General features: G+C 50.1%; 13 protein-coding genes and 1 pseudogene. All 14 read left to right on the top strand.

The window, feature by feature from the left end:
• The first annotated feature begins 4 nt into the window (after positions 1-4).
• Entirely contained in the window at positions 5-958 is a 954-nt protein-coding gene (locus ACPV3A_RS13685) for a bifunctional riboflavin kinase/FAD synthetase (protein WP_071220124.1), read from the top strand.
• Positions 959-1,122: 164 nt separating this feature from the next.
• Positions 1,123-1,392, top strand: coding sequence for a 30S ribosomal protein S15 (gene rpsO, locus ACPV3A_RS13680; protein ID WP_006211281.1), 270 nt, complete (start codon positions 1,123-1,125; stop codon positions 1,390-1,392).
• 408 nt (positions 1,393-1,800) lie between these two features.
• Positions 1,801-3,906, top strand: a complete 2,106-nt coding sequence (gene pnp / locus ACPV3A_RS13675) for a polyribonucleotide nucleotidyltransferase (RefSeq protein ID WP_113058664.1) — start codon at positions 1,801-1,803, stop codon at positions 3,904-3,906.
• Positions 3,907-4,064: 158 nt separating this feature from the next.
• Entirely contained in the window at positions 4,065-5,060 is a 996-nt protein-coding gene (locus ACPV3A_RS13670) for a polysaccharide deacetylase family protein (protein WP_426199965.1), read from the top strand.
• A 91-nt stretch (positions 5,061-5,151) separates the two neighbouring features.
• On the top strand, positions 5,152-6,420 hold the full coding sequence (locus tag ACPV3A_RS13665) for a pitrilysin family protein (RefSeq protein ID WP_339218308.1): 1,269 nt from the start codon (positions 5,152-5,154) through the stop codon (positions 6,418-6,420).
• The gene (gene dut / locus ACPV3A_RS13660; RefSeq protein ID WP_181469793.1) at positions 6,395-6,841 is read left to right on the top strand and encodes a dUTP diphosphatase; all 447 of its coding nucleotides are present in this window, start codon (positions 6,395-6,397) and stop codon (positions 6,839-6,841) included. Before ACPV3A_RS13665 ends, dut begins: the two co-directional genes overlap by 26 nt.
• A gap of 241 nt (positions 6,842-7,082) precedes the next feature.
• Positions 7,083-7,979 (top strand): dipicolinate synthase subunit DpsA, encoded by an 897-nt coding sequence (dpsA, locus tag ACPV3A_RS13655; RefSeq protein ID WP_194543543.1) that lies wholly within the window; start codon positions 7,083-7,085, stop codon positions 7,977-7,979.
• A complete protein-coding gene (locus ACPV3A_RS13650; RefSeq protein WP_071220129.1) occupies positions 7,980-8,570 on the top strand; it encodes a dipicolinate synthase subunit B in 591 nt (196 codons plus the stop codon).
• A gap of 81 nt (positions 8,571-8,651) precedes the next feature.
• Positions 8,652-9,698 carry an aspartate-semialdehyde dehydrogenase gene (locus tag ACPV3A_RS13645; RefSeq protein ID WP_260065172.1) on the top strand — a complete coding sequence of 349 codons (1,047 nt, stop codon included), beginning with the start codon at positions 8,652-8,654 and terminating at the stop codon, positions 9,696-9,698.
• Positions 9,699-9,768: 70 nt separating this feature from the next.
• Positions 9,769-10,983, top strand: a complete 1,215-nt coding sequence (gene dapG, locus ACPV3A_RS13640; protein ID WP_194543540.1) for an aspartate kinase — start codon at positions 9,769-9,771, stop codon at positions 10,981-10,983.
• Between the two features lie 106 nt (positions 10,984-11,089).
• Positions 11,090-11,971: a 4-hydroxy-tetrahydrodipicolinate synthase gene (dapA, locus tag ACPV3A_RS13635; protein ID WP_194543539.1), complete on the top strand. Its 882-nt coding sequence runs from the start codon at positions 11,090-11,092 to the stop codon at positions 11,969-11,971.
• A gap of 224 nt (positions 11,972-12,195) precedes the next feature.
• Positions 12,196-13,875, top strand: coding sequence for a ribonuclease J (locus ACPV3A_RS13630; protein WP_071220133.1), 1,680 nt, complete (start codon positions 12,196-12,198; stop codon positions 13,873-13,875).
• A 286-nt stretch (positions 13,876-14,161) separates the two neighbouring features.
• Positions 14,162-14,990 (top strand): annotated as a pseudogene (locus tag ACPV3A_RS13625) (ClpP family protease).
• Positions 14,987-15,229 (top strand): YlzJ-like family protein, encoded by a 243-nt coding sequence (locus ACPV3A_RS13620; RefSeq protein WP_194543537.1) that lies wholly within the window; start codon positions 14,987-14,989, stop codon positions 15,227-15,229. The pseudogene ACPV3A_RS13625 and the gene ACPV3A_RS13620 overlap by 4 nt, the downstream one beginning before the upstream one ends.
• Positions 15,230-15,235: the final 6 nt, after the last annotated feature.

Genomic DNA, 15,235 nt, shown 5'->3' with positions numbered 1-15,235 from the left:
AAGCATGAGGGTTGTTTCTTTATCCTATCCTGTATCTTCTGATATTGTACGAGAAGCTGCCGAGCCGAAGGTAGCTGCAATCGGCCAGTTCGACGGTCTTCACCTGGGACATGCCAGCGTGCTTTCGACGGCTGTTAATATTGCGCGGGAGAATGGAGTGCCGGCTGCACTCATTACCTTTTATCCTCATCCGAAAGACGTCATTGGTAAAGGGAGCTATGAGGGATATCTGACACCTCAGCCTGACAAGCAGCAGCTGCTTGAGGCAATGGGGATCGATATTTTGTACGTTGTCGAGTTCAATAAGGAGTTCTCCCAGGTGAGTCCGGAAACGTTTGTTGAAGAAATGCTGTTTCCCTTGAATCTGCAAACGGCGGTTGTCGGATTTGATTTCCGATTCGGCCATAAGGGCGCCGGTGACGCGGTCAAGCTTCAGGAACTCGGCGAAGGCAGGATGTCTGTCGTTACGGTTCCGCCGTTCCTGGTCGATGGCGAGAAGGTGGGAAGTTCATCCATACGGATTGCCTTGAAAACAGGACAGCTGTCGGATGCAAACCGCTGGCTCGGACGGAATTACCATATCCGCGGCACGGTTATTCATGGGGAGAAGCGGGGAAGAAAGATCGGTTTTCCTACTGCCAACTTGGAATTAACCGATCCGTTCGTGGCACCTGCATTAGGCGTCTATGCCGTCCGTGCTCGCACGGATAAGCATCACGACTGGATTCCGGGCGTCATGAACATCGGCGTGAAGCCGACGTTCCACGAAGGGATTACAGAACCGATCTTCGAGGTCCATCTGTTCGATTTTGAAGGGGATCTGTATGACCAGATCATGACGGTGGATATTGTTCAATATATCCGCAAGGAGCATAAATTCGAATCGGTTCAGGAGCTTGTGGAATGGATTCAGCGAGATGCCGTCGAGGCCCGCAAAATATTGAAAGTCAGTGAATAAACGGTTTGGGACAAATTGTTCGCAAACGGATTTTCTTTTTCAGGTAAAGTATGCTATACTCTTAGAGGTCGCCTGAAGATAGGGCGATTTAACCTTGGCTTGGATGTTCGATCTCACCGTCGGTACCTGGGCCAATGGCGATTATAATGAGGGAGGTGAACAGGATGGCATTAACTCAAGAACGTAAACAACAACTGATTGACGAGCACAAAACTCATGAGTCCGATACAGGATCTCCAGAGGTGCAAATCGCTATCCTAACGGAAAACATTACGAACTTGACTGACCACTTGCGTACTCACAAGAAGGATCATCATTCCCGTCGTGGATTGTTGAAAATGGTCGGCCAACGCCGTAAGTTGCTTGCATACTTGAAAAACAAGGATGTTAAACGTTACAGTGCTTTGATCGAGAAGCTTGGATTGCGTCGCTAATCATCCATAAGATGTGCCGAAAACAGCCTGGTTGTCCACTGTCCTTCTTGGAACGACAGCGGCACAGCCGGGCTCTTTTCTAAGTATTGTACAATTTACCGTTTTCGAGCTTCCCCACAAAGTACTGCGTACGCTTCATAGCCTAAACTCCACTTTGTGGGGTTATCTTAATATAGATTCTTTATAGATTGTAGGCGTGGTCTGTTCGCTAAAATTCGCTTAATGGTATAACCAGGGGCAATCTATACGGAGAATGTTCTATACGGTTCGGGTTGTTCCTGTACATAGGTTTGCGATTTCGACCGTTTGGATGGCTCTGGTTAGGAAATGTGGACAGTGTTTTGCAAAAGACATGCTGATGGTAGAAGAAGATTTCAAAAAAAATTTATCCCCATGAGGAGGGATTACATGGAAACACGTGTTGAAATGCAGCTTGGCGGAAGACCCCTCGTGTTCGAAACAGGGCGCCTTGCGAAGCAGGCAAATGCGGCTGTGATGGTTCGTTACGGCGAAACGGCAGTCCTGTGTACAGTGACAGCTTCCAGTGAACCGAAGGATTTGGATTTCTTTCCATTGACGGTCAACTATGAGGAGCGTTTGTACGCCGTCGGTAAAATTCCGGGTGGATTCATCAAACGGGAAGGCAGACCAAGCGAGAAAGCGATTCTTGCCAGCCGTCTGACAGACCGTCCGATTCGTCCGTTGTTCCCTGAAGGCTTCCGTAATGATGTACAGGTTCTGAACCTCGTGATGAGCGTAGATCAGGATTGCGAGCCGGAAATCGCGGCAATGATCGGTACTTCCGCTGCCTTGAGCATCTCGGATGTGCCTTTTAACGGCCCGATCGGCGGCGTAGCGGTCGGTCGCGTCGACGGCAAATTCGTGGTGAACCCGAATATTGCCGAGCAGGAAGCGAGTGATATCTATCTGGTCGTTGCTGGCACCAAAGATGCGATCATGATGGTTGAAGCCGAAGCAAACGAAGTTCCTGAGGAAGTCATGCTGGAAGCAATCATGTTCGGGCATGAGGAAATCAAGAAAATCGTAGCCAAGATCGAAGAACTCGTAGCCGCTTGCGGTAAAGAGAAAATGGCGGTTAAACTTCATGCGGTAAATGAAACGGTGAATCGTGAAGTGCGCGATTTCGCCGAAGCTCGTCTTGTTGAAGCGGTTCGCATTGAGGAGAAACATGCTCGCCAGGATGCGATTGACGCTATCAATGATGAAGCGTACACCGTATTTGAAGAGAAGTATATCGAGACGCCTGAGTTGTTGAAGGATGTTAAAGAAGTGCTTCACGATATCGTGAAGGAAGAAGTTCGACGTTTGATCACGCATGACAAGGTTCGTCCGGATGGTCGTGGTCTGTCCGAGATCCGTCCTATCGATTGCGATACCAGCTTGCTGCCTAGAACGCATGGTTCCGGTCTGTTTACACGTGGACAAACCCAGGCTCTAAGCGTATGTACACTAGGTGCTCTAGGTGATGTACAGATTCTCGATGGAATCGATCTGGAAGAGACCAAGCGTTTCATGCACCATTACAACTTCCCGCCGTTCAGCGTAGGGGAAGCTCGTCCGCTTCGCGCTCCAGGCCGTCGTGAAATTGGTCACGGCGCACTCGGTGAACGTGCATTGTCGAAGGTCATTCCGAATGAAGTGGAATTCCCGTACACGATTCGCCTCGTGTCTGAAGTTATTGAATCGAATGGTTCGACTTCCCAAGCGAGTATTTGTGCGAGCACGCTTGCTATGATGGATGCAGGGGTACCGATCAAAGCACCTGTAGCCGGCGTGGCGATGGGCTTGATTAAAGACGGAGATCATGTTTCCATCTTGACCGATATTCAAGGGATGGAAGACCATCTCGGCGACATGGACTTCAAGGTTGCAGGGACACCTGACGGGGTTACCGCCATTCAGATGGATATCAAGATCGACGGTATCGACCGCGCGATTTTGCAGGAAGCACTGCAGCAGGCCAAAGAAGGACGGATGCATATCCTTGGAAAAATGGCAGAAGCCATTCAAAAGCCAAGAGAAACGTTATCCCAATATGCGCCTAAGATTATTACGATGCAGATCAATCCGGACAAAATCCGTGATGTAATCGGTGCCGGCGGCAAGATCATCAACAAAATCATCGAAGAAACCGGCGTGAAAATCGATATCGAGCAAGACGGCCGCGTGTTTATTGCATCTTCCAACGATGAGATGAACAAAAAAGCTCTTTCGATTATCGAAGGCATAGTGCGTGAGGTAGCTGTTGGCGAAATCTATACAGGTACTGTAAAACGGATTGAGAAATTCGGTGCATTCGTTGAAATCCTGCCTAACAAAGACGGGCTTGTTCATATCTCCCAGCTCTCGACCGAGCGCGTAGCGAAGGTAGAGGACGTGGTTGCAATCGGTGACGTCATTACCGTGAAGGTTACCGAAATCGACCAGCAGGGACGGATTAACCTGTCTCGCAAAGCGGTTTTGACTGCGGAAACAAACAAGAGCGGATCGTAATCCGCGCTTTGTTTGTTTAACAGCATATAGATAGAAGGAAAAGAGGCAGAACCTATTATTCTGGCTCTTTTTTTAATCATTCGGGCATCACTTTGCGGCACATATTTCCTCCTGAACCTACATAAAATGGGACAAAGCTTCTCAAGGGGAGGGTGGATATGCCCATGAATGGAAAAAAGATGGTCGTGCTGCTAACCGGTGCCGCAATGGTGTCGGCTGTTGCTGTGTTCAGCGGGGCCTGGGGATATGTTTCGGGACTGCAGAATAATAAACCGGAGGCACAGTTCGCAAGCGGTTCAGAGAGGGCGGTAGACCTGGATTTATTGAGTCAAATCGAAGCCGCTGCGGCGAAGTCACGAATTGAGCCGGTGGATGCCAGGGTGGACTCCGTGTGGAAAGCGATACCCGGTTATAATGGACTCGAAATCGATATAGAGGCTACATACCAAGCTGCATCGTCAAAAAAGCGAAAAGTCGGAGAAGCCATCCCTTACGTGTACCGGCAAATTCCGGCCAAAGTAACGCTGAATGATCTTGGAGATCAACCAATCTATCGGGGCAACCCCGACAAGCCGATGGTATCGCTGATGATTAACGTGGCTTGGGGGAATGAATTTCTGGTGCCAATGCTGGACACGCTGGATGCGGAGAAGGTGAAGACAACCTTTTTCCTGGATGGGAGCTGGTTGAAGAAGAACCCTGAGCTTGCCGGCGAAATTCTGAAACGAGGTCATGAGGTGGAGAATCATGCCTATACGCATCCGAACATGAGCCGTCTCAGCAGGGATCGGGCGGAGCTGGAAATTGCGAAGACGCAGGATCTGCTCAAAGAAAGTTTGGGCGTAGAGAACAAATGGTTTGCTCCGCCTTCCGGCGATTTTAATCAACAGACCGTATCCATTGCTAAAGCAAGGGGATTGAAGACGGTCCTATGGACGCTCGATACGGTTGATTGGAAGCATCCTGCGCCGGATGCAGTCGTTCAGAAGATATCCACGAAGGTGGAGCCGGGTTTCCTGATTTTGATGCACCCCACCGATTCCTCGTCCCAGGCGTTAAAGGGAATGATTGACGGAATACGTGCCAAAGGGCTGGAAATAGGAACCGTTAGCCAGACGCTTTCTCCTGAGCGAATCATGCCGAAAGGAAGTTGAGCCGCATGGTAAAGTTTGATAGAATGAATGGATGGCATGAGGCTGGTAATCAGCTTATGTAAGCCTGGATGGAACAGTTAGGGGGGCCCTCGTGAAAAAAATACAATTGTCTAACGGCCTAAGAGTGGTTATGGAGCAAATCCCGACAAGTCGTTCGGTTTCATTCGGTATTTGGGTGAAGACCGGATCCCGCAATGAATCGGAGGACATCAACGGGATTACGCATTTTATAGAGCACATGATGTTCAAAGGGACGGAGCGTTTTGACGCCCGTGCCATTGCTGAGGAATTTGATGCCATCGGCGGCAACGTCAATGCTTTTACGTCTAAGGAATATACGTGTTATTACGCCAAGGTGCTGGATGAGCATTTTCCGATTGCGGTTGACGTGCTGTCCGACATGTTTTTCAACTCGAAGCTGGATGCGGGCGAGTTAGCCAAGGAGAAGAACGTCATTCTGGAAGAGATCGCGATGTATGAGGATACGCCGGATGATCTGGTGCATGACCTGATGTCGTTATCGGCGTACGGCGATCACCCGCTGGCTTATCCGATTCTGGGTACGAAGGAACGGCTTGAATCAATGGATTCACAAGCGCTTAGAGCTTACATGGATAAACACTATACCATTGAGAATACGGTAATCGCTCTGGCAGGCAACATCAATGATGATGTGATTGAAATATTGGAACGTCATTTTGGCGGATTTAACAATCACGGCAGCTCCGAGCCGCTGGCCGTGCCCGCCTTTTTGGACGGCGTTCAGTTCCGCAAGAAGAAAACAGAGCAGAATCATATCTGCATGTCGTTTCCCGGCTGCTCCATCGGAGACGAGCTACAGTATGCAATGGTCCTGTTGAATAACGCCATTGGCGGCGGCATGAGTTCACGCTTGTTTCAGGAAATCCGGGAGAAGCGCGGACTGGCATACTCGGTATATTCATATCATAGTTCACACGCAGATAACGGGATGTTCACCATTTATGCTGGTACAGCGCCCAAGCAGACAAAGGAAGTCCTTCAGCTGACGACGGAAATGCTGCATGATCTGGCACAGAACGGGATGACGGAGGAAGAGCTGCGCAAAGGGAAGGAACAACTGAAGGGCAGTCTCATTCTAAGCTTGGAGAGCACGAGCAGCCGCATGAACCGCTTGGGCAAGAACGAATTGATGCTGGGCCGCCATTTCAGTCTGGATGAAATCATTAAGCGGATTGAACAGGTGGACATGAAGGATGTCGACGCGGTTCTTGACCGTATGTTTGGGACTCCATATGCACTAGCGATGGTAGGAACTTCAGATAAAGCACTGAATGTACTTAGGAGGAATGAATTTGTTGCACTACGTTCAAATCAATAGATTGCCAGGTAATGAAGATGTCAAACTTCCCGTGAAAATGTCCGAGCTGGCGGCAGGCTTTGACCTGCACGCAGCAGTTGCGGAGCCGGTGGTTTTGAATCCAGGCGAGCGCCAATTAATCCCGACCGGTTTTGCGATTGCCATGCCGGCTGAGCTTGAAGCTCAAATCCGCCCGCGCAGCGGACTGGCTTACAAGCATGGTATTACCTGCCTGAATTCTCCAGGTACGATTGATGCCGATTATCGCGGGGAAGTGAAGGTGCTGCTGGTGAATTTGGGACAAGAGCCATTTGCGATTGAGCGCAATGAACGTATTGCCCAGATGGTGTTCAAAACCGTTCCGGCAGTAGAATTCATGGAAGTTGACGAGTTGTCCGACACCGTACGGGGTGCAGGTGGATTCGGTCATACCGGCAAGTAAACCCATTCATGATCCGTTATCGGTATCCATCATCGTATTTTACAAAGCACACCGCTCCGGCCTAGCCGGGCGGTGTTTTCTTCGTCAGCGTTCACGCAAAATGGATCCAGATCCGGCTTCGCCCTTCATAGCGGTATTTATTGCGTTAAGGCGGTAGTTTAATTGAAATGCGCTCACCACCCTATAGGCGGCGGCATAAGATGGTTTATACGTTGGTTAGAAGAAAGGAGCGAGGCCTTCCATGCTGACTGGAGTCCGGACCGTCTTTGTTGGAGGAGACGCAAGGCAAATTGAGGTCATACGAAAATGCGCTGAGATGGATGCCTCCGTCATGATCGCCGGGTTTGAGAAATTGCAGGATTCTTTTCAGGGAGTGACTCGCGAGCCGCTCACGCCAGAGCTGTTATCGAATGCCGATGCTCTGATCCTGCCTGTCGTGGGATGTGATGACGAGGGACGTGTCAGCGCGCTGTTCTCAGAAGGGCCATTGCGATTGCAGGATGAACATATCGCAGCGATGCCCGGACATGGAGTGATCTATACAGGCATGGCGAAACCCTATTTACGCTCGCTATGTGACAAATATAAGATCAAGCTGGTAGAGATTTTGGAGAGGGACGATGTGGCCATCTATAATTCCATTCCGACAGCGGAAGGTGCGCTGATGATGGCGATCCAAAACACGGATTTTACGATTCATGGATCAACCAGCATGGTGCTTGGCATGGGACGGACGGGGTTCACCATGGCTCGCAGCCTGCAAGGGCTGGGTGCCAAAATCCGGATGGGCGTACGCAAATCGGAGCACTATGCCAGAGCGGAGGAAATGGGCTGGAAGCCCTTCCTGGTAAGGGATCTGGGTTCTTATGTGTCGGATATTGACTTGCTTTTTAACACGATTCCAACTATGATAGTCACAGCACAAATCATCTCGAAAATGCCTCGGGAGGCTGTCATCATCGACCTTGCCTCCGCACCTGGCGGATGCGATTTTCGCTATGCTGAAAAACGGGGTATCAAAGCCATGCTCGCACCCGGACTACCCGGAATCGTGGCTCCAAAAACAGCCGGCATTATTATGGCCAACACGCTGGTGGAGCTGATTTCTGAAGAAATCAAGATTCGGGGGGATGCGTAGATGAATTGGAATGGAATAACAGTGGGTTATGCCCTGACAGGATCGCACTGCACGCTTGAAGAAGTGATGCCGCAGATCCAGCGGTTCAAAGATGGTGGAGCAAATGTGGTGCCGATTGTGTCCAGCACCATCATGACAACCGATACCCGATTCGGCACATCGGAGAATTGGCAGAAACAGTTGAAAGATATAACCGGGAATGATATTATTTCTACAATTGTGGAGGCGGAACCGCTAGGTCCATCCAAGCTCCTTGACGTTCTGGTTATCGCCCCATGCACGGGAAACACGACCAGCAAGCTGGCCAATGCGATGACTGACAGCCCTGTTTTAATGGCAGCCAAGGCGCAGATGAGAAATTGCAGACCGCTGGTTCTGGCGATTTCTACGAATGATGGCCTTGGGCTGAATGCGGCGAATATCGCTAAGCTGCTTGTAACGAAAAACATTTATTTTGTTCCTTACGGACAGGATAATCCACAGCAGAAGCCTAATTCGCTTGTCGCCAAAATGGATTTGATTCCGGAAGCGTGTTATGCGGCTCTGGAAGGGAAACAGCTGCAGCCGATGATCGTAGAATATTCGCATTAACCGCGATTCAGCCTGTTGAACAACAAGGCATCATAGAAGAGCGACAGCCGCGGTTTCATTCATGAAGGGGAGTTTAGACAGATGACCGAGCATCTTTATAATGTGGCTGTTGTTGGAGCAACCGGCGCAGTCGGGCAACAGATTCTCAAGCTGTTGGAGTCGCGTCATTTTCCGATTGCTGAGTTAAAGCTGTTGTCCTCTGCAAGATCTGCCGGTAAAGCATTGAACTTCAAAGGCCAAGCGATCCTTGTGGAAGAAGCAACCCCCGACAGTTTTGCAGGAATCGATATCGCGCTGTTCAGTGCGGGCGGCGATGTGAGCAAGGCACTTGCGCCACATGCGGTACGCCATGGAGCGGTATGCATCGATAACACCAACGCATTCCGCATGGATCCGGATAAAGTGCTGGTCGTGCCTGAGGTTAACCCTGAGAAGATTGATGAACATAACGGTATTATTGCGAATCCGAATTGCTCAACGATTCAGATGGTAGCAGCGCTGAAGCCGCTTCATGACGCATACGGCATATCCCGCATTATCGTTTCAACCTATCAAGCCGTTTCTGGCGCAGGGCATCAAGCCATTGATGAAATGCTGCGCCAGAGCAAAGAGATTCTTGACGGCCAAAAGGTGCAGCCTGATATTTTACCTGTTGGATCGCTGCCTGTGAAGCATCAAATCGCCTTTAACGCGATTCCGCAGATCGATAAATTTACGGAGAATGGTTATACCTTGGAAGAAATGAAGATGGTCCGTGAGACCAAAAAAATTATGGGCGACGAATCCATCGAAGTGACGGCTACCTGTGTTCGTATTCCAGTCGTTAGCGGGCATTCGGAATCCGTGTACGTTGAATTCAAGAATGACTATGATCTGGAAGAAGTTCATCGACTTCTGTCGAATGCACCCGGTGTTACGCTGGTTGACGATCCAGCTGCACAATCGTATCCGCTTGCTACGGAAGCCGTGGGGAAACCGGATGTATTCGTAGGAAGGCTTCGCCGCGATCTGGGACATAAGCGTGGACTTAACATGTGGATCGTTTCAGATAATCTTCTGAAGGGTGCAGCATGGAATGCCGTGCAAATCGCAGAAATCATCGTCAACAAACGGAACGGCCAGGCTTAGTAGCCGGCCGTTTCAGTCGGTCGGCCCGAAATTCACGTCTCCTGGGCATATACAAACGGAGGAATATTTTATGCGCATCTTAGTTCAAAAATTCGGCGGCACCTCTTTATCCACACCGCAAGCAAGAACCCATGTTATTGGGCACATCCAGCGCGAACTGGCTAATCACTACCAATTGGTCGTAGTCGTATCGGCTATGGGACGACGTGGGGAGCCTTACGCAACAGATACTCTTCTGGACTGGATCGATCATAATGGAAACGCGCTTCCAGACAGAGAGCGGGATTTGCTGCTCTGCTGCGGTGAGATTATCTCAGCTACAACGCTGTGCAGTCTGCTTCAGCATGAAGGGATAACCGCGACGGTGCTGACGGGTGCCCAAGCCGGATTTCTTACAGACGATCACTTCGGAAATGCACGCATTAAGGACGTAAAACCTGAACGGGTTTTGAAAGAGCTGGAGTCTCATCAGGTCGTGATCGTGACCGGTTTCCAAGGACAGACCGATTCGGGTGACTTTACGACGCTGGGGAGGGGCGGAAGCGATACGTCGGCTACCGCGCTTGGAGCCGCGCTTCGCGCCGAAATGGTTGATATCTACACGGACGTCAACGGTATTCTTACGGCGGATCCCCGCATCGTGGAAGATGCGAAGCCGCTCAGCTATGTAAGTTATACGGAGATTTGCAATATGGCTCATCAAGGTGCCAAGGTGATTCACCCTAGAGCAGTTGAGATTGCCATGCAATCCCAAATTCCGGTCAGAGTGCGGTCGACCTTCTCGGATAATGAGGGAACACTGGTTACCCAGCCGGAAGGTTTCAGAGATATACAATCCGGAATCGTGGACCGCTTTGTGACGGGAGTTGCTTATGTAAGCAATATTACGCAAATCTCAGTGGAGTGCGATCGCATGGAAGGTCTTCAGCTGAAGGTTTTCAAATCGATGGCGGAACATTCCATCAGCGTGGACTTTATTAATGTTACCCCTACAGGAGTCCTTTATACGGTATTTGACAGCGATTCGGAGAAGGCGATTGAAGTGCTGCAGAGCCTGGATTTGAAACCAAAAAGCTTGTCCGGCTGTGCGAAGGTATCCGTCATTGGCGGGGGTATCAACGGAGTTCCGGGCATCATGGCCAAAATCGTGGAATCCTTGAGCGAGCACGATATTCCGATTCTGCAATCGGCAGATTCGAACACAACGATCTGGGTGCTTGTGAAGAAGGAAGATATGGCTCAAGCGCTGCGCGCGTTGCATCATAAATTCGAACTTCACCGATAAGGACCCGGGATGATCTGTTCGTTAAACGTTTGATAGGAAATACTATATATAAGATTACTTACGAAGGAAGCTTGCCCGCTGGGGACAGCTTTAAGGAGGAATCATTGTGGATTTCGGAAGATTGATTACGGCTATGGTAACCCCATTTGATCAGAATGGCGAGATCAATTGGGACGAGACTGCGAGATTGATTGAGCACCTGATTGTGGAACAGAAATCGGACTCCCTGGTCATTGCAGGGACGACGGGCGAATCGCCAACGCTTCGCGAAGACGAAAAGCTAGAATTGTTTAAGTTCGCAGTGAAGCAGGCGGATGGACGGAGCAAGATCATTGCAGGTACCGGCAGCAACGATACGGCACATTCTGCAGAATTGACGAAAAAAGCGGAAAGCTGCGGCGTCGACGGTATTTTGCTTGTCGCTCCGTATTATAATAAGCCGAACCAGGAAGGGCTCTACCAGCACTTTAAGGTGATCGCTGAGGCAACTTCCTTGCCTGTCATGCTGTACAACGTACCGGGGCGGACGGGCATCAGCCTAAGCACGGCCACCACCCTGCGTCTGGCTGAAATACCGAACATCGTTGCAACCAAGGAATGTGCTTCGATTGACCAGGTTACGGGCATTGCCGCAGGGGCTCCGGACGGGTTCATCGTATATTCCGGCGACGATTCCGCAGCACTGCCTGCTCTGGCCGTTGGTGCTTACGGAATCGTAAGCGTGGCCAGCCATATCGCTGGTGCCCGTATGAAGGATATGATCCAAGCTTATGTGGAAGGAAACGTGAAGGAAGCTGCCAAGCTGCATCAATCCTTGTTTCCGCTGTTCAAGGGCCTGTTTGAATGTCCTGACCCGCTTCCGAACCCGGCGGCGGTTAAATTCGCTCTGAATGAGCGGGGGTATCAGGTCGGCGGCGTTCGCCTGCCGCTCGTTTCTCCTAGCGAGAATGAGGCTGCATTTATCCGTAAGATGCTGTCATCCTTGTAACCTGCGCACCCGCCATACTCAAGCCACTGCCTTCCACGAAGGCCGTGGCTTTCTTCGTTTTAAACCCTTCTGTTTCTGGGTATCCTATGGCTCACGAAGGTGGTTGACTTGTGTTTTCACTTTTTCATCATGTATAATGAATTCAAGTGACTGGGTGCGGTATTTTTTTGAAATTTAATATAACAATGGTACGACGTCCAAAACTATAGGAGGGTTAGATACATTTGTCTAAGAAAATAAGCAACGATAAACTATCGATTTTTGCCTTGGGCGGCGTCGGTGAGATCGGGAAGAACATGTATGTCATTCAATATGCCAATGACATCGTTGTCGTGGATGCGGGATTGAAGTTCCCAGAAGAAGATATGCTTGGGATTGATATTGTTATTCCTGATATTAGCTATTTAACGGAGAATCGAGACAAAGTGAGAGGGATTTTGCTGACTCACGGTCACGAGGACCATATCGGCGGCCTCCCTTACGTATTGAAACACTTGAATGTTCCTGTATACGGAACGAAATTGACGCTCGGACTCGTGGAAAACAAGCTCAGAGAAGCGAATTTGCTTGGTGAGACGAAACGGATTCTGATCCATGCGGATTCGGAAGTACAACTCGGAAACACATTGAAAGCGACCTTCTTCAAGACCAATCACAGTATTCCGGATTCCGTCGGAATCTGTATCGAAACACCGGAAGGCAATGTAGTGCATACGGGAGACTTTAAGTTCGACCATACTCCGGTAAATGACCAATATGCGGATCTGCAGCGTATGGCTGAGATCGGAAGCAAGGGAGTATTGGCTCTTCTGTCAGACAGCACGAACGCAGAAAGACCAGGCTTCACACCTTCCGAGAAAAACGTGGGCATCGTGCTGGAAGATATTTTCCGCAAGGCCGAGCAGCGGGTGGTTGTTGCAACGTTTGCATCCAATGTGCACCGCATCCAACAGGTTGTCAACGCAGCCGAATCCACGGGCCGTAAAATTACGGTTATCGGAAGAAGCATGGTCAATGTGGTGTCCATTGCGGCTGAGCTTGGATACTTGTATATTCCGGACGGCATGCTGATCGAACCTGAAGAGGTTAACAAAATGGCGGCCGACCGCGTTGTCGTATTGTGTACAGGCAGTCAAGGAGAGCCGATGTCAGCGCTCACACGCATGGCACGCTCCACTCACCGCAAGGTGGATATTCTGCCAGGGGATACGGTTATCATTGCAGCAACACCGGTTCCAGGTAATGAAAAATATGTCGGCCGTACGATTGATGAGTTGTTCCGTCTTGGAGCAGACGTGATTTATAGTGGATCCAATTCGGGTGTCCACGTATCGGGTCACGGCAGCCAGGAAGAACTTAAGCTGATGCTGAATCTGATGAAACCGCAATTTTTCATCCCTGTCCATGGCGAATACCGGATGCAGCGCCGTCACGCTCTGCTAGCAGAGTCCGTTGGTGTTGATCCCGATAACATCTTTATTACCGATATCGGTGAAATTGTGGAAATTCAGGGCGGCTCGGCCCGCAAAGCCGGCAAAGTAACCGCTGGCAATGTTCTGATTGACGGACTTGGCGTTGGTGACGTAGGAAACATCGTACTGCGCGACCGCAAGCTTCTGTCCCAGGACGGAATTCTGGTCGTTGTCGTTACCTTGAGCAAGCAAAACGGTTCCATCGTATCCGGTCCTGATATTATTTCGCGTGGATTCGTATACGTACGGGAATCCGAAGGGCTTCTGGATGAAGCCAATCGTATCGTTTCCAGCACGCTTCAGAAGCTGATGAGTGAAAACGTGAATGAATGGGCGTCACTGAAGACCAGCGTAAAAGACGCTTTGGGACGCTTCTTGTATGAACAAACACGTCGCAGACCGATGATCTTGCCGATCATTATGGAAGTCTGATACAAGATAACAACATAAATCAGGCACACAGTCGCCCCTTTTTCGCAGGTAATAATTGGACGGTTCCCGCGAAAGAGGGGCTTTTTATAGGTTAATCCTAAAACTTCTCCGAGTCATTTCGGCAGAAGTTTTTTTGTGGTTTCTGCAATGACGACCTCATGCTGAAAACATCGGATAAGCATAAAATAGTCCCGTCATTTGCCATACTAAGGTTTAGCTATGTGTTGGTTGCAGCAGCTAGACATTAAGATAAAGGCAGGGATGCGCAGTGGACAACGATCAATGGATGACCGGCAGTAGAAAAGGAGAATGGACTGGTGAGACGGAGGCTCCTCAGGTCGTCCCCACCGAGGAAGCCAAGAAAGCGGCCGTGACGGAAACCATACAGCAGCTGGGACAGACGGGGCTTCCGACCGGCGGGGAGTCGAACGTGTTTTGCATGACGATAATTGGACAAATCGAGGGCCATATCGTGCTGCCGCCGCAAAATAAAACGACCAAATACGAGCATATGATTCCACAGCTCGTGGCAGCTGAACAAAACCCGCGGATCGAAGGTCTCTTGATCATTCTCAATACCGTTGGCGGTGACGTGGAAGCCGGACTTGCCATTGCTGAGATGATTGCATCGCTCAGCAAACCGACCGTAACGGTAGTCATTGGAGGCGGGCATAGTATCGGCGTCCCGATCGCTGTAGCGGCAGACCACTCGATCATCGCGGAGAGCGCGACGATGACCATTCACCCGATACGCATGAGCGGGTTAGTCATTGGCGTGCCGCAAACCTTTGAATACATGGAGAAGAGAGCGCGACGATGACCATTCACCCGATACGCATGAGCGGGTTAGTCATTGGCGTGAATACATGGAGAAAATGCAGGAGCGTGTCGTTCGTTTTGTGACGAGCCATTCGAGGATAACAGAGGAACAGTTTAAAGATCTGATGTTTAAAACCGGTGAATTGAACAGGGATATCGGTACCGCGGTTTCGGGTACAGACGCCGTTAAATATGGCCTCATGAACGAAGTGGGGGGAATCGGGCAGGCATTAAGCCGGTTGAACAGTATGATTGCAGAACGTAAAACGATAAGCCCTGGGGGGATCACGCAATGATATGGTACAGCGTCATCCCTTTGGATTCGGCCGGGCTGCTGCAAGGAGAGCAGGCAGCCGTTACGTCCAGGGAAATTCGGGTTGAAGGAATACTGATGGAAGTTGAACCGATGTCAGAGGACCAGGCGAAAATTGTCCGTTTACTCGACTGCGGGCTTCAAGATTACTTGAATCCACGCTATTCTCCGGGGGCAATGATTCGCTATATTCCGACGGTAGAAAATGAGGCTAAAGGCTGAAAACAG

This window comes from Paenibacillus sp. Dod16 (assembly GCF_049893405.1).
In the GTDB taxonomy this organism is placed as follows: domain Bacteria; phylum Bacillota; class Bacilli; order Paenibacillales; family Paenibacillaceae; genus Paenibacillus_AQ.
This window is presented reverse-complemented; position numbering and strand designations above follow the sequence as displayed.